Here is a 14506-nt window from a genome sequence, read left to right as displayed (position 1 = left end):
TCCTACAAGGCGCGCGCTCTGCATCGGCAATGCAACCGCGATGAACCTTCTGTGTGCTCCGCGCGACACACCGCCGATACAGAATCGACCTACAAGCGCGAAATCGTCGAAACTTTGAGACGAATTCTCCGTTTCAACGCATTGGTAACCGCCTCGTGCCCAGATGCAGGAAGTTCAACTAGAGATGACGTCCGTGAAAGCAGCGCTTCTGTCCTTTGTCATGCTCTCTGCCATCGTGCTGTGCGGTCTCGGCATTTATTCCGCCGATGCAGCCAACAACCATCAGGCCGTCGACGGCTACGGCGTCACCGCCGCGCTTCGCTAAAACGCCTTTCCTTCCACAGTCAGGATACGCTTGTCCGCGCCGTCTACGGCGAGCGCGCTGAGCATGCCTGACTGCCAGGCGAGCGTGTCGACATTGACGCGGTTGGGCATCACCTCGGCCTCCGGCACCGGCGTGTGGCCGTGCACGACCACTTTCGGGTAAAGCCCTGGATGGTTGTGGAAGGCGTCGCGAATCCAGATGAGATCCTGCGGGTTCTGGCTCTCCAGTGGCACATCCGGCCTGATGCCGGCATGGCAGAAGAAGAAATCACCGAAGCTTGTTGAAAACGTCAGCGACCGCAGGAAGTCGACATGGGCTTGCGGCACGGCCTTGACCAGGTCGGCGTGCCCCCGCTGCACCGCCTCTGCCTTGCCGAACCAGCGTGCGTCTCCAATCAGGTTAACGCCATAGGATTGTGCCGTCTGCACACCGCCATAGCGCATGAACAGCCCTTCCGGGTCGGGCACGTCGAGAAAATCGAGGAAGCCGATATCGTGGTTGCCGGCCAGCATCAGGTTGCGCGGATCGCGCTTTTGCGCCTCGATCAGGAAATCGATGACGCCCTTGGAGTCTGGCCCGCGGTCGACATAGTCGCCGAGGTGGATGATCCGCCAGTCGGCGGCCGGCTTGTATTCGAGCTCGCTCTCGATCCGGTGGTGCATGGCTGCGAGCAAGTCGAGCCGGCCATGCACGTCGCCGATCGCATAAAGGCGCATGCCATCCGGCGCGCGCGCGTCGAGGTAATGGATGCCGGTCTCGGTCAAGGCTGGCGTCGTCTCCGTGATCCCAGCGAAGCTAGGGCCAATCGGTGAACAAGACCCTAGCGCCGCAACTGGTCCTTGCCCATGTCGGTCACCAGGCGCTTGCCGCATAGAGCCAGCGTAATGTCCATCTCCTTGCGGATGATCTCCAGCGCCAGAGTCACCCCTTCCTTGCCCATGGCGCCGAGGCCGTACAGGAAGGGCCGGCCGATATAGGTGCCCTTGGCGCCGAGGCAGAGCGCCTTCAGCACGTCCTGGCCGGAGCGGATGCCGCCATCCATATGGACTTCTATTTTGTCGCCGACCGCGTCGGCGATTTCTTCCAGTGCCATGATCGATGATGAGGCGCCGTCGAGCTGGCGCCCACCATGGTTGGAAACGACGATGGCGTCGGCGCCTGTCTCGACCGCCATCAGCGCGTCCTCCTTGTCGAGAATGCCTTTCAGGATCAGCTTGCCGCCCCAGCGCTCCTTGATCCAGCCGACGTCCTTCCACGACAACTGCGGATCGAACTGCTCGTTTGTCCACGAGCCCAGCGAGGAGACGTCGCCGACACCCTTGGCATGGCCGACAATGTTGCGGAAGGTGCGGCGCGGGGTAGCCGCAATGCCCATCAGCCAGCGCGGCCGCATGGCGATGTCTACAATGTTGGCCAGCGTCATCTTGGGCGGCGCCGACAGTCCGTTGCGGATATCCTTGTGGCGCTGCCCGAGGATCTGCAGGTCGAGCGTCAGCACCAGTGCGGAGCATTTTGCCGCCTTCGCCCGGTCGATCAAATTGAGCACGAAATCCTTGTCGCGCAACACGTAGAGCTGGAACCAGAACGGCTTCTTCGTCACGGATGCCACATCCTCGATCGAGCAGATGCTCATCGTCGACAGCGTGAACGGCACGCCGAATTCTTCCGCCGCCTGCGCCGCCAGCATTTCACCATCGGCATGCTGCATACCGGTCAGGCCGGTTGGCGCCAACGCCACCGGCATCGCCACCTTCTCGCCGATCATGGTCGATTCCAGTGAGCGGTTGCTCATGTCGACCAGCACGCGCTGGCGGAATTTGATCTTGCCGAAGTCCTCCTCATTGGCGCGGTAGGTGCTTTCGGTCCAGGCGCCGGAATCGGCATAGTCGAAGAACATTTTCGGCACCCGCCGGCGCGCCAGATCCTTGAGGTCGGCAATAGTGAGGATCTCGCTCATGGTGGTTCCTAACCTGTTGTCTTCACGCCGTCGCCGGCGTCGGAGCGTTGCTTGAGCCTGAGCCGCGACACGCGCTGCCAGTCGCCGCTGCGCTCGGCCTCGAGCATCGAGCGCTCGACATAGGAGATGTGCTCCATCGCCGCCTGCCGGGCGGCTGAGGGATCGCCGGCCTTCACCGCTTTGTAGATTGCCCGGTGCTGGGCCAGCAGCGCCTCGCGCGCGCCGGGCACGCTGAACACCAGCAGCCGGTTTTGGAACACGCCTTCCGACAACAGCCGGTAGCAGGAGCGCAGCGTGTGCAACAGGATGATGTTGTGCGCGCACTCGCAGACCGCGTGATGGAACTCGACGTCGATCTCCGCCTCGTCGTCGAAATCGCCGGTGCGGTGCGCCTCGTCCATGCGCGCCATGATGCGGTCGAGCAACGCGATGTCGTCTGCTGTGGCACGCCGCGCCGCATATTCGGCGGCAACGCCTTCGATCTCGCGGCGATATTCCAGATAGTCCGTCACCGCCTTGCGGTGCATGGAGATCAGGTCGGTCACCGGCTTGGTGAACAGCTGGCCGATGACATCGGCGACATGGGTGCCGCCGCCGGCCTTGGTCGTCAACAGTCCACGCCCCTCCAGCGCCTTCAGCGCGTCGCGCAGGATCGGCCGCGACACGTCGAACTGGCGCGCCAGCTCGCGCTCGCCCGGCAGCCGGTCACCGGTGCGCAGCACGCCTTCAAGGATCAGGCTTTCGATCTGCTGCACAACCTCGTCGGCGGTGCGCGAATGCTCGATCCTGGAGAAAATATCGCTCAACGGGGGCGCCTGGGAAATTGAAGCGGTGTCGTGCAAGATAAAGCCTGCGTCGCCAACTGGTCAAATTATTTATCCAATTCGCGCGGCACAGTCGCTTTCCGCACCGCGCCGGCGAAATCGCTTCGGCTAAACTTTGCTGTTTACGCGCCCCATCGATTGTCCCAAGAGGACTCGACAACACGAAGGGTCGAGAACAGGGGGACCAGCCGTGTCGGACGAGACGTCCAATCTCGAATTCCAGCCGCGCGCCCAGGGCAGCGTGATGGGCTTTCCCGCGCATGAGGGACGGCCCGGCGCGCTTGGCGAGGTTCATGCCCGACCGCATCCGCTGATCGAGAAGCCGCGTGTGCTTGTGCAACTCGCCTTCATGACCGAAGGCGGTTCCGGCGTCGATATGGCCGTGCTCTCCGAATTGTCGCGGCGTCTCGGCATCGCCGCGCCCGACCGCCACGCCCGCCACCACGCCATGAAGTGGGGCAAGGGCACGCTGCGCTGGGAGCGGCATACGGAATTCTCGACCTATCTGTGGGAAGGGCCGCTTGCCGAAAGCGGCAGGGCGGCCCAGGAGGATTCTCCCTTCGGCAACGGGTTTTCGCCGCCGGGAACGGTCATTTCCGGGATAAGGCTCGAAATCCGCAAATGGACGCAGGCGACCGAGAAGCTGATTGCCGGCTTCGACCCGACGAGCCTGTGCTATTCGCTGGTCGAGCGCGGCAATGCCGCCATCATCACCGACTTCCGCCAGGATGGCGATGGCATGACCCGCATCCTGTTGCTGGACCGCGGCCTGACGCCGGCACGCACCGGCGCGCTGTCGCAGCGGCTGATCGACATCGAGACTTACCGGACGCTTGCCATGCTTGGCCTGCCGCTGGCGATGACGCTGTCCGGCCGCGCCCGCCGCATCGAGGACCGGCTTGCGCAGACCACGCTGGAAATGAAGGTCACTGAAACCCGCGACAGCCAGACGCTGCTTGCCGATTTGACCGAGCTTGCCGCCGAACTGGAGGCCGACGCCGCCTCCAGCCTCTACCGCTTTGGCGCCAGCCGCGCCTATGACGGCATCGTGGTCGAGCGGCTGGAAGCGCTGGAGGAAGAGGCCGTGCCCGGCTACGACACATGGGGCGGCTTCCTGCAGCGCCGCGTAGCACCCGCCATGCGCACCTGCCGTTCGGTCGAGGAGCGCCAGGCCAACCTGTCGCGAAAACTCACCCGCGCCACCACGCTCCTGCGCACCTGGGTCGATGTCGAGGTGGAGAAGCAGAACCGCGATTTGCTGGCGTCGATGAACAACCGCGCCCGGCTGCAACTGCGGCTGCAGCAGACGGTCGAAGGTCTGTCGGTCGCAGCGGTGTCCTACTATGTCGTCGGCCTCATCAGCTATGTCGCCAAGGGCGCTTCGATCTTCGGCCATGCCTTCGCGCCCGAAATTGTCACCGCCGCTTCGGTGCCGGTCGCCATCCTGCTGGTCTGGTGGGGAGTTCGGCGTGTGAGGCGGATGCACTCCGAGCCGGCGAAACATCCGGGCGAGTAAGCGCACTTTTACCCTCCCCCTTGTGGGGAGGGTCGATCCGCGTAGCGGATCGGGGTGGGGTCTTCGTAAAGCTCCAGCCTGCGCCGACCCCCACCCCGCTCACTTCGTTCGCGACCCTCCCCACAAGGGGGAGGGTGAAGATCCATAGCGGCAGATTGCCGCTGCGGAAGCTCGCCGCTGGACCCTGCCGCGCGCTCGACCAAAGCAGGATTTGCAACAAGCGCCGACGGCTGGTAAAAGATTTTTACCAGTCACGCGGAGGACGCTGCCGATGTCCGGCCTTGTCATGCCCAAGCCAGACGACGCCACGATGCGAAGGCGCGCCGAGATCGTTGCCGACATGCGCATCATCGTGCCGGGCGAGGGCGTGGTCGACGCCGTGAATGGAATGCGCGCCTTCGAGAGTGACGGTCTCACCGCCTACCGGCAATTGCCGCTGGTCGTGGTGCTGCCGGAAACGGTGGCGCAGGTGTCGCGGGTGCTGAAATACTGCAACGACCGCAACATCCGCGTCGTGCCGCGCGGTTCCGGCACCTCGCTGTCGGGCGGCGCGCTGCCGCTCGAGGATGCCGTGCTTCTGGTCATGAGCCGCTTCAACCGTATCCTCGCGATCGACTATCCCGACCGCGTCGTCGTCGCACAGCCGGGCGTCACCAATCTCGGCATCACCACCGCCGTCGAGCAGGAGGGTTTTTACTATGCGCCTGATCCATCCTCCCAGATCGCCTGCTCGATCGGCGGCAATGTCGCGGAAAACTCCGGCGGCGTGCACTGTCTGAAATACGGCCTGACCGCCAACAATGTGCTCGGCATCGAGATGGTGCTGATGAACGGCGAGGTGGTGCGCCTCGGCGGCAATCATCTGGACTCGGAAGGCTACGACCTGCTTGGCGTCATGACCGGCTCCGAAGGCCTGCTTGGCGTCGTCACCGAGGTCACCGTGCGCATCCTGAAAAAGCCGGAGACGGCCCGCGCGCTGCTGATCGGTTTTCCCACGAGCGAGCAGGGCGGCCAATGCGTCGCCGACATTATCGGCGCCGGCATCATTCCCGGCGGCATGGAGATGATGGACCGCCCGGCAATCCATGCCGCGGAGGATTTTGTCCATGCCGGCTATCCCCTTGATGTCGAGGCGCTGCTCATCGTCGAACTCGACGGGCCGGGCGTCGAGGTCGATCACCTGATCGGTCTCGTCGAGGCGATCGCCCACAAGAACGGCTCCACCACCTGCCGCATCTCGCAGTCCGAACAGGAGCGGCTGAGTTTCTGGGCCGGCCGCAAGGCGGCCTTCCCAGCGGTTGGCCGCATCTCGCCCGACTATTACTGCATGGACGGCACCATCCCGCGCAAGGAACTGCCGCGCGTGCTCGCCGGCATGCGCGAACTCTCGGAGAAATACGGGCTCGGCGTCGCCAATGTCTTCCATGCCGGCGACGGCAATCTGCACCCGCTGATCCTCTATGATGCCAATGTGCCGGGCGAACTCGACAAGGCGGAAAGCTTTGGCGCCGACATATTGCGGCTTTGCGTCAAGGTCGGCGGCGTCTTGACAGGCGAGCACGGCGTCGGCGTCGAGAAGCGCGACCTGATGCCGGAGATGTTCAATCAGATCGACCTCGACCAGCAAATGCGCGTCAAATGCGCCTTCGATCCCAATCATCTGCTCAACCCGGGAAAAGTGTTTCCACAACTGCGCAGATGCGCGGAATTGGGGCGCATGCATGTGCATCGCGGGCAGGTGGCATTTCCGGATATTCCGAGGTTTTGATGGGGTTAGAATTTCGCACGTCGGTGATCCTTCGCGCCCCCCTCTGTCCTGCCGGACATCTCCCCCACAAGGGGGGAGATCAGCTGTCATCTCGGCCTTCGCAAATCTTCGACGCAAGAGAGGCGCGGTCGGAGAAGCTGCCAATCTCCCCCCAAGTGGGGGAGATGTCCGGCAGGACAGAGGGGGGCGCGAAGGAACGCGACGTCTCTGCACTCGCAAGTGGCGCGTCGCACCCATGACCACCTTCACCCCAACCACATCGGCCGAAGTTCTCTCCACCGTGCAATGGGCGGCGGCGGAGGAATCGCCGCTGGAAACCGTCGGCCACGGTTCCAAGCGCGGCATCGGTCGGCCGCAGCAGAGCGAGCACACGCTCGACCTGTCGAAACTCACCGGCGTCACGCTTTATGAGCCGGCTGAGCTGGTGCTGTCGGCGAAAGCCGGCACGCCGCGCTCCGAGATCGAAAGCCTGCTTGCACACAACGGCCAGCAGCTTGCCTTCGAGCCGATGGATTACGGTCCGCTGCTCGCCGGCGAGCCCGGCAAAGGCACGATCGGCGGCGTGCTTGCCGCAAACCTGTCCGGCCCGCGCCGGCTGAAGGCGGGTGCGGCGCGTGACCACATCCTGGGTATCAACGCGGTTGCCGGTCGCGGCGAGGCGTTCAAGTCCGGCGGGCGCGTCGTCAAGAATGTCACCGGCTACGATTTGTCGAAGCTGATGGCCAACAGCTGGGGCACACTGGCCGTGCTCACCGACGTCACCTTCAAGGTGCTGCCGGCGGCCGAGACCGAGGTCACGCTCGCCATCCGTGGTCTGCTCGACGATGCGGCGGTCCCCGCCATGGCGCTGGCGCTCGGCTCCAGCGCTGAAGTGTCGAGCGCCGCGCATCTGCCCGAACGCATCGCCGCGCGCGTTGCCGGCGGCAGTCTCGGCGCTGACGCCGCGACGCTGCTGCGCGTAGAAGGGTTCGGGCCTTCGGTCGCCTACCGCATCGGCGCGCTGAAGGCTCTGCTGAAAAACGCCGGCCCGCTGCAGGAGATTCCGGGCGATGCCTCACATGCCGTCTGGCTCGACGTCAGGGATTGCACGCCCTTCGCCGATGGCAGCGAAAAGCCGGTCTGGCGGGTCTCCATGGCGCCGTCGCAGGCCCATCAGATGGTTCTGACGCTGCGCATGCAGATCGGTGTCAGCGCCTTCTACGACTGGCAGGGCGGGCTGGTCTGGCTGCGCGTGGAGGAGGGCGATCCCGAGGCCGGCCTGCTGCGCGGGCTGATAAGAAAGCATGGTGGCGGTCACGCGACGCTGGTGCGCGCCGCCCCTTCGCATCGCGCCGCCGTGCCGGTGTTCGAGCCGCAGGCGCCGCATCTGGCGGCCCTGTCGGCCAGGCTCAAGGCCGAGTTCGACCCCAAGGCCATCCTTAATCCCGGCCGCATGGCTTAGGATCAGAACGAGATGCAAACCAATTTCTCCCTTGCCCAGCTTGCCGATCCGCATGTCGCGGAATCGGAAAAGATCCTGCGCAAATGCGTGCATTGCGGCTTCTGCACCGCCACCTGCCCGACCTATGTGACGCTTGGCAACGAGCTGGATTCGCCGCGCGGGCGGATTTACCTCATCAAGGACATGCTGGAGAACGGCCGTCCGGCCGACAAGGAGATCGTCACCCATATCGACCGCTGCCTGTCCTGCCTGGCCTGCATGACCACCTGCCCGTCGGGCGTCAATTACATGCATCTGGTCGACCATGCCCGCGCCCATATCGAGGAGACCTACAAGCGACCGCTGCTCGACCGGCTGATCCGCGCCATGCTGGCCTTCGTGCTGCCCTATCCCGCGCGCTTTCGCACCGCGCTGAAACTGGCGAGACTGGGCAAGCCGTTCATTGGCCTGTTCGAAAAACTGCCGGCCCTGAAGCCGCTCGGCGCGATGCTGAAGCTGGCGCCGGCCTCGATCCCGACGGCCTCGCCAATGGCTTCTCCCGGCGTCCATGCCGGCAAGGGGGCGAAAAAAGGCCGCGTCGCCATCCTCACCGGTTGCGCCCAGTCGGTGCTCGATCCCGCCATCAACGAGACGACGATCGCGCTGCTGACCAGGCTTGGCGTCGAGGTCGTGGTGCCACAGGGCGAGGCCTGCTGCGGCGCGCTGGTCCATCATATGGGCCGCGAGGAAGCAGCCCTCGCCTCAGCGAAGCAGAATGTCGATGCCTGGACGCGTGCCATCGACCAGGGCGGGCTCGATGCGATTGTCATCACCGCATCGGGGTGCGGCACGACCATCAAGGATTACGGCTTCATGCTGCGGCTCGACCCGGCCTATGCCGACAAGGCTGCACGCGTGTCGTCGCTGGCCAAGGACATCACCGAATATCTCGCGTCCCTCGACCTGCCGGAGCCGGTGCGCAAGCCGGGCACCGTCGTCGCCTATCACTCGGCCTGCTCGATGCAGCACGGCCAGAAGGTCACCCGCCAGCCGAAGGAGCTGCTGGCCAAGGCCGGCTTCGTCGTCCGCGAGCCGCGCGACGGCCATCTGTGCTGCGGCTCCGCCGGCACCTACAACATCCTGCAGCCGGAGATTTCCGCAAAATTGCGCGACCGCAAGGTGAAAAACATCGAGGCGACCGGCGCCGAAATCGTCGCCACCGGCAACATCGGCTGCATCACCCAGATCGCCTCGGCCGCCAAGCTGCCGGTGGTGCACACGATCAAGCTGCTGGACTGGGCCTATGGCGGCCCGAAGCCGGACGGCGTCTCCGAGGGAAGGCTGGTCGCTGCGGAGTGAGAAGACGATCGTAGGCGCCAGCCCCCTCATCCGGCCGCTTCGCGGCCACCTCCTCCCCGTCCGGCAGAAGAGGTTGGCGCTGACGTCGAAAGTCTCCTCTCCCCAAGGGGAGAGGTCAGCCGAGCGAAGCGGAGGCTGGATGAGGAGGCTTGGCGCCGCCGTATCTTACTCCGCCGCCAGCCTGTCCACCACGCCATACGTCGCCTGGTAGCGTGCCCGCTGGCGGCTGAGCGCGACCATGGTGTTGCGCAGCAGGATCGCCACGGTGATCGGGCCGACGCCGCCCGGCACGGGTGTGATCCAGGACGCGACGTGCTTGACACTCTCGGTGTCGACGTCGCCGACGATGCGGCTCTGCCCGTCCGGCCCGATCTCGGAATTGATGCCGATGTCGATGACGGCGGCACCGGGCTTGACCATATCGGCCTTGATCAGCCTCGGCTTGCCGACGGCGACGAACAGCGCGTCGGCCCGGCGCGCATGGGCGGCCACCGAGCGTGTCATGTGATGGCAAACCGTCACCGTCGCGCCTTCGCTCATCAACAGGAAGGCGATCGGCTTGCCGACGATTTCGGAATGGCCGACGACGACGACTTCGAGCCCCTTGAGGTCGAGGCCGGTTTCCTTCAGCAGCTCGACCGAGGCCGCTGCCGTGCAGGGCGCGAGGTCGAGCTGGTTGTAGACGATGTTGCCGATCGAGGCCGGATGCATGCCTTCGACATCCTTGAGCGGATGCACCGCCGCCTGCAGCGTCTTGATCGGGATGTGTGCAGGCACCGGCCGCTGGATGATGATGCCGGTGACGCGCGGATCGGCGTTGAGGCCATGGATCGCCGCTTCGAGTTCGCCGGCGGTTATGTCGGCGGCAAAGCGCCGCTCCTCGAAGGAGATGCCGGCGAGCCCGGCCTTGGCGCGCTGGTTGCGCACATAGACATCGACCGCATCGGTATCGCCGACGGTGATCGACACAAGCTTGGGCGGAAAACCCTCGGCGGTAGCAATGGCAGCATCCTCGCGCACGGCGGCGATGATGCGCTGAGCGACCGGGCCGCCTCGGAGATAGCGGCTGTCGTCTGGCTGAGACATGGCTGGACCTTCGTAGCGAATTTGGCCGCCCCTATAGCAGGGGAAATGTGGCAAGGGCAGCATGAAAGCGAACCGTCATCCCCCCGGCGCGACGTTCTGGCACAGCTTGGCCCAGGCGCAGCCGGTCCTACCTCAAAGAGAAAGGGCAGCGCGGTTTCCCGTGCTGCCCTTTCCTGACTGGCCGCATCCCCACACGGCCCGTCCCCCGTAGACCCTTTGCGATCCCTGAAGGCCTAGCCTTCCGGACAGCTGATTCGGTAGCCAACTATATCACGACAACGGTCGTTCCAACATTGACCCTCTCGTAAAGGTCAACCACGTCCTCGTTGCGCATGCGGATGCAGCCGGACGACACCGCGCCGCCGATCGTCCAGGGTTGGTTGGTGCCGTGAATGCGGTATTCCGTCGTGCCGAGATAGAGCGCGCGGGCGCCGAGCGGGTTCTCTTCGCCGCCGGCCAGATAGGTCGGCAGATAGCGACCCTTGGCGGCCTCGCGCTTGATCATCTCCGCCGGCGGGCGCCAGTCGGGCCAGACGCGCTTGTTGGTGATCTTGTGGGTGCCCGACCATTCGAAGCCCGGTTTGCCGGTGCCGACACCGTAGCGCCGCGCCTTGCCGTTCTTCTCGACCAGGAACAGGAAATTCTGCGTCGTATCGATGACGATCGTGCCCGGCTTCTGCGGGCCGTCATAGGCGACTTCCTGTGGCAGATACAGCGGGTTGATCTGCGGCCGCATCACCATGCGGTTGGCCGGAGCCTGCACCGAAGCGGTACGCACCCGGTCGGGCTGCGCCGGCTGTGCATAGCGAACGCGCGACTGCTGGATCACCTGGCGGCTCTGGCGCACGATGCCGGGCGCGCGGCCAAGCTGCAGCACCCAGGGTGCCGAAAGGTCGGGGCTCACCATCACCGGCGGCCTGTCGGCATAGCGGTCGTTGGCGGCAGACGAGGTGACGCCGGCGGCCAGGATGGCTGCGGCGCCGAGCACGGAACGCAAAAAGATCTTCATCGGAACGCACCTTGATCGTCGAACGGACGGAGGCGGAACTTGCCCCCGGTTGCGCGATCCTTGGCGCCAAGCCACAACCGAAACATGAATCGGAATGCGTAAAATGCCGTTCTGTCAGTAAACCTTTTGGTGTGGTTACCGCGGCGTTCAGGAATCTGGTAAAGCCCCGGTAAATGCAGGACAAAACGCACTAACGAACGGATCTTTTTGTTATGGCACAAGACAACACCGGTCTGCTCGCCGGCCCCGACGGGGGCACCCGCTGCTTCTGGCACGGCAACCTGCCGGACTATCTGCACTATCACGACCATGAATGGGGCCGGCCGGTGGTTGACGACCGCAGGCTGTTCGAAAAGATCTGCCTCGAAGGCTTTCAGTCCGGCCTGTCCTGGCTGACCATTTTGCGCAAGCGCGAGAACTTTCGTGAGGCTTTTGCCGGCTTCGACTTCGACAAGGTCGCCGCCTTCACCGACACGGATGTCGAGCGCCTGCTTGGCAATGCCGGCATCATCCGCCACCGTGGCAAGATCGTTTCGACCATCAACAATGCCAAACGCGCGCGCGAAATGGTCGATGAGTTCGGCTCGCTCGCCGCCTGGTTCTGGAAATTCGAGCCGGGCAAGGAGGAGCGACCCGAAATCGTCGACCTCGCCCATCTGCGCGCCAATCCGACGACGGCGGTCTCGATCAGGATCTCGAAAGAGCTGAAAAAGCGCGGCTGGAGCTTTGTCGGCCCGACGACGGTCTACGCCTTCATGCAGGCAATGGGCCTGGTCAACGACCATCTCGAAGGGTGTGTTTGCCGCAAGGAGGTCGAGAAGGACAGGAAGGCGTTCAAACGGCCGAAGTAGCGCTGTCCCCTACCTCCCCCTTGTGGGGAGGTCGCGCCGAAGGCGCGGGTGGGGGTCCCTTGGCGCTGCCCCCCACCCCGACGCTACGCGTCGACCCTCCCCACATGGGGGAGGGTAAGCTCACACCCCACTCGCGCCCGTCAAAAACAACCCCGCAACAATCGCCGCCAGCGCTGCAAAGGCCGGATAGATCACCAGCAGCCCGGTCATCAGCGCCTCGCGCATCGTCGAGCCCTTGCGCTCGTCGGCAGTGACCTCAAACGGACCGAGGCTCGCCGTCACCGGCGCACGGCTCTCGGCCGGCCGCAGCCGGACTTCATGCAAGCCGTCGTCTCTGATATCGAATTTCTGTGCCGCAGTCATGGCCCCAACCCCTTGTTTCGGCGCGCTTATCGGCTCCGATTGTGTCGGCACGATGCCGCGCCGATGGCGGAATTGTTTCCTTTTGGTGCGTTTTGTTTCGGACCTGGGCGCTCTTCCCTTCTCCCCCCTGTGGGACAAGGTGGCCGGGCGAAGCTCGGTCGGATGAGGGGTGCTCCAGCTTGGCACCGACGGTGATCCTTCGCACACCCCTCATACGTCTCGGCGCTGCGCGCCGATCCACCTTCTCCCGCAAGGGGAGAAGGCAGGGGAGCTAACCCTTGCCGCACCCAGTCGCATCGTTTAGGAAACGCGCGCTTGAACTAAGTCACTGCTGACCGGAAAAGACCCATCCCATGGCCGACAAATCGGAAAAGACGAAAGCGCGGCTGCCGCGCGGCTTTGCCGACCGCAGCGCCGACGATATCCGCGCCGTCGAGAAGATGATGGCGACGATCCGTTCGGTCTATGAGCTCTATGGTTTCGAGCCGGCCGACCAGCCGCTGATCGAATACACCGATGCGCTCGGCAAATTCCTGCCCGACCAGGACCGGCCGAACGAAGGCGTGTTCTCCTTCCAGGACGATGACGAGCAGTGGTTGTCGCTGCGCTATGATTTGACCGCGCCGACGGCGCGTTTTGTCGCCGAGAATTTTGAGCGGCTGCCAAAACCCTATCGCAGCTATCGCTCCGGCTGGGTGTTCCGCAACGAAAAGCCCGGCCCCGGCCGCTTCCGCCAGTTCATGCAGTTCGACGCCGACACCATCGGCACGCCGGGCGTCGCCGCCGACGCCGAGATGGCGATGATGATGGCCGATGTGATGGAGGCGCTGGGCATCAAGCGCGGCGACTACGTCATCCGCGTCAACAACCGCAAGGTGCTCGATGGCGTGCTGGAAGCGATCGGCCTTGGCGGCGATGAGAATGCCGGCCGCCGGCTGACGGTGCTGCGCGCCATCGACAAGCTGGACAAGCTGGGTGTCGAAGGGGTGCGCCTACTTCTCGGGGCAGGACGCAAGGACGAAAGCGGAGATTTTACAAAAGGTGCAGGGCTGATTGATGCTCAGGTAGATCAGCTCATGGAGTTTATCGAACAGGCAAACAAGTCAGCCGATGCAATGCGCAAAGCCGCCGGCGCGGGTGATCTGTTTAACAACGAAATTGATCAAAGCTATTTCCTTCTGAAAGAGGGCAGCACGTTCTACAACTCTGACCTTTGCGTTGAAGGACATCAGCAGCTTGAGGAAATACGGAGTCTGGCTAGAAGTGCGGGCTATGGAATGGATCGCATTCTGATAGATCCCTCGGTGGTGCGTGGCCTCGAATATTACACCGGCCCCGTCTTCGAGGCCGAGCTTCTGGCCGAGATCCCCAATGAGGACGGCCAGATCGTGCGCTTCGGCTCGGTCGGCGGCGGTGGGCGCTACGATGGCCTTGTCTCGCGCTTCCGTGGCGAGCCAGTGCCGGCGACCGGCTTTTCCATCGGCGTCTCCCGCCTGATGACGGCGCTGAAGAACCTCGGCAAGCTGGACACCACCGATGTCATCGCGCCGGTCGTCGTGCTGGTGATGGACAAGGATACCGAAAGCCTCGGCCGCTACCAGAAGATGGTTGCGCAACTGCGCGCTGCCGGCATCCGCTCCGAAATGTATCTCGGCGGCGCCGGCATGAAGGCGCAGCTGAAATATTCCGACCGCCGTGGCAGCCCAGTCGCAATCATCCAGGGCGGCGACGAGCGCGCCAAGGGCGAGCTGCAGATCAAAGACCTGATAGAAGGCGCCCGCATGTCGGCCGAGATTACCGACAACGCCGAATGGCGGGCAGCAAGGCCTGCACAGGTGACGGTGGCGGAGGGCGAGCTGGTCGCCGAAGTGAAGAAGATTTTGGCGGCGCAGGCTGCCGATCGCGCGAAGGGTGGCGCTTGAACACCCCCCTCTGGCCTGCCGGCCATCTCCCCCTCAAGGGGGGAGATTGGATGTCGTGCATGCTTTCGCCAATCTCCGGCGTTGAAGAAGAGGCGCTGCGCGTCAA

The 14506-nt window shown here is 64.2% G+C and carries 13 protein-coding genes; 7 read left to right on the top strand and 6 right to left on the bottom strand.

Features of this window, described 5'->3' with window-relative positions:
• The first annotated feature begins 184 nt into the window (after positions 1 to 184).
• Complete coding sequence (locus AC1D1L_RS00235) at positions 185 to 325, top strand: hypothetical protein (RefSeq protein ID WP_006206855.1); 141 nt, start codon at positions 185 to 187, stop codon at positions 323 to 325.
• Here the strand turns inward: AC1D1L_RS00235 and AC1D1L_RS00230 are convergent.
• Genes AC1D1L_RS00230 through AC1D1L_RS00220 form a run of 3 tightly spaced genes read right to left on the bottom strand, consistent with a single transcriptional unit; the run spans position 322 to position 3088 of the window.
• Positions 322 to 1089, bottom strand: coding sequence for a metallophosphoesterase (locus AC1D1L_RS00230; protein ID WP_477337863.1), 768 nt, complete (start codon positions 1087 to 1089; stop codon positions 322 to 324). The two genes, AC1D1L_RS00235 and AC1D1L_RS00230, sit on opposite strands and share 4 nt — an antisense overlap.
• Before the next feature lie 56 nt (positions 1090 to 1145).
• A complete protein-coding gene (locus AC1D1L_RS00225; RefSeq protein ID WP_477337861.1) occupies positions 1146 to 2282 on the bottom strand; it encodes an alpha-hydroxy acid oxidase in 1137 nt (378 codons plus the stop codon).
• A gap of 8 nt (positions 2283 to 2290) precedes the next feature.
• Positions 2291 to 3088, bottom strand: coding sequence for an FCD domain-containing protein (locus AC1D1L_RS00220; RefSeq protein ID WP_477337859.1), 798 nt, complete (start codon positions 3086 to 3088; stop codon positions 2291 to 2293).
• A gap of 208 nt (positions 3089 to 3296) precedes the next feature.
• Here AC1D1L_RS00220 and AC1D1L_RS00215 point away from each other — a divergent pair, with 208 nt between their 5' ends.
• From AC1D1L_RS00215 to glcF, 4 genes are all read left to right on the top strand, one after another.
• Positions 3297 to 4622 carry a DUF3422 family protein gene (locus tag AC1D1L_RS00215; protein WP_477337857.1) on the top strand — a complete coding sequence of 442 codons (1326 nt, stop codon included), beginning with the start codon at positions 3297 to 3299 and terminating at the stop codon, positions 4620 to 4622.
• 271 nt (positions 4623 to 4893) lie between these two features.
• Entirely contained in the window at positions 4894 to 6390 is a 1497-nt protein-coding gene (locus AC1D1L_RS00210; protein ID WP_477337855.1) for an FAD-linked oxidase C-terminal domain-containing protein, read from the top strand.
• Positions 6391 to 6625: 235 nt separating this feature from the next.
• The gene (locus tag AC1D1L_RS00205; RefSeq protein ID WP_477337853.1) at positions 6626 to 7831 is read left to right on the top strand and encodes an FAD-binding protein; all 1206 of its coding nucleotides are present in this window, start codon (positions 6626 to 6628) and stop codon (positions 7829 to 7831) included.
• 12 nt (positions 7832 to 7843) lie between these two features.
• The gene (gene glcF / locus AC1D1L_RS00200; protein ID WP_477337851.1) at positions 7844 to 9169 is read left to right on the top strand and encodes a glycolate oxidase subunit GlcF; all 1326 of its coding nucleotides are present in this window, start codon (positions 7844 to 7846) and stop codon (positions 9167 to 9169) included.
• A 165-nt stretch (positions 9170 to 9334) separates the two neighbouring features.
• On the opposite strand, the gene AC1D1L_RS00195 is transcribed toward glcF, so the two are convergent.
• Positions 9335 to 10255, bottom strand: a complete 921-nt coding sequence (locus AC1D1L_RS00195) for a bifunctional 5,10-methylenetetrahydrofolate dehydrogenase/5,10-methenyltetrahydrofolate cyclohydrolase (RefSeq protein ID WP_192248116.1) — start codon at positions 10253 to 10255, stop codon at positions 9335 to 9337.
• Between the two features lie 265 nt (positions 10256 to 10520).
• Complete coding sequence (locus tag AC1D1L_RS00190) at positions 10521 to 11264, bottom strand: L,D-transpeptidase (RefSeq protein ID WP_477337849.1); 744 nt, start codon at positions 11262 to 11264, stop codon at positions 10521 to 10523.
• Between the two features lie 212 nt (positions 11265 to 11476).
• Here AC1D1L_RS00190 and AC1D1L_RS00185 point away from each other — a divergent pair, with 212 nt between their 5' ends.
• On the top strand, positions 11477 to 12115 hold the full coding sequence (locus tag AC1D1L_RS00185; RefSeq protein WP_477337847.1) for a DNA-3-methyladenine glycosylase I: 639 nt from the start codon (positions 11477 to 11479) through the stop codon (positions 12113 to 12115).
• A gap of 120 nt (positions 12116 to 12235) precedes the next feature.
• Here the strand turns inward: AC1D1L_RS00185 and AC1D1L_RS00180 are convergent, their stop codons facing one another.
• Positions 12236 to 12478 (bottom strand): hypothetical protein, encoded by a 243-nt coding sequence (locus tag AC1D1L_RS00180; RefSeq protein WP_192248110.1) that lies wholly within the window; start codon positions 12476 to 12478, stop codon positions 12236 to 12238.
• A 353-nt stretch (positions 12479 to 12831) separates the two neighbouring features.
• Here AC1D1L_RS00180 and hisS point away from each other — a divergent pair, with 353 nt between their 5' ends.
• Positions 12832 to 14400: a histidine--tRNA ligase gene (hisS, locus tag AC1D1L_RS00175; protein ID WP_477337844.1), complete on the top strand. Its 1569-nt coding sequence runs from the start codon at positions 12832 to 12834 to the stop codon at positions 14398 to 14400.
• Positions 14401 to 14506: the final 106 nt, after the last annotated feature.

The organism is Mesorhizobium sp. P2_D6 (genome assembly GCF_056404315.1).
The sequence above is the reverse complement of the archived record's forward strand: the minus strand, read 5'-3'. Positions and strand labels throughout refer to the sequence as shown.

What these genes read in the sequence shown, in the direction of transcription:
- AC1D1L_RS00225 (WP_477337861.1), bottom strand. Translation starts at nt 2,282, where the DNA reads ATGAGCGAGATCCTCACTATTGCCGACCTCAAGGATCTGGCGCGCCGG.
- AC1D1L_RS00205 (WP_477337853.1), top strand. Translation starts at nt 6,626, where the DNA reads ATGACCACCTTCACCCCAACCACATCGGCCGAAGTTCTCTCCACCGTG.
- AC1D1L_RS00210 (WP_477337855.1), top strand. Translation starts at nt 4,894, where the DNA reads ATGTCCGGCCTTGTCATGCCCAAGCCAGACGACGCCACGATGCGAAGG.
- AC1D1L_RS00190 (WP_477337849.1), bottom strand. Translation starts at nt 11,264, where the DNA reads ATGAAGATCTTTTTGCGTTCCGTGCTCGGCGCCGCAGCCATCCTGGCC.
- AC1D1L_RS00195 (WP_192248116.1), bottom strand. Translation starts at nt 10,255, where the DNA reads ATGTCTCAGCCAGACGACAGCCGCTATCTCCGAGGCGGCCCGGTCGCT.
- AC1D1L_RS00235 (WP_006206855.1), top strand. Translation starts at nt 185, where the DNA reads ATGACGTCCGTGAAAGCAGCGCTTCTGTCCTTTGTCATGCTCTCTGCC.
- hisS (WP_477337844.1), top strand. Translation starts at nt 12,832, where the DNA reads ATGGCCGACAAATCGGAAAAGACGAAAGCGCGGCTGCCGCGCGGCTTT.
- AC1D1L_RS00180 (WP_192248110.1), bottom strand. Translation starts at nt 12,478, where the DNA reads ATGACTGCGGCACAGAAATTCGATATCAGAGACGACGGCTTGCATGAA.
- AC1D1L_RS00185 (WP_477337847.1), top strand. Translation starts at nt 11,477, where the DNA reads ATGGCACAAGACAACACCGGTCTGCTCGCCGGCCCCGACGGGGGCACC.
- glcF (WP_477337851.1), top strand. Translation starts at nt 7,844, where the DNA reads ATGCAAACCAATTTCTCCCTTGCCCAGCTTGCCGATCCGCATGTCGCG.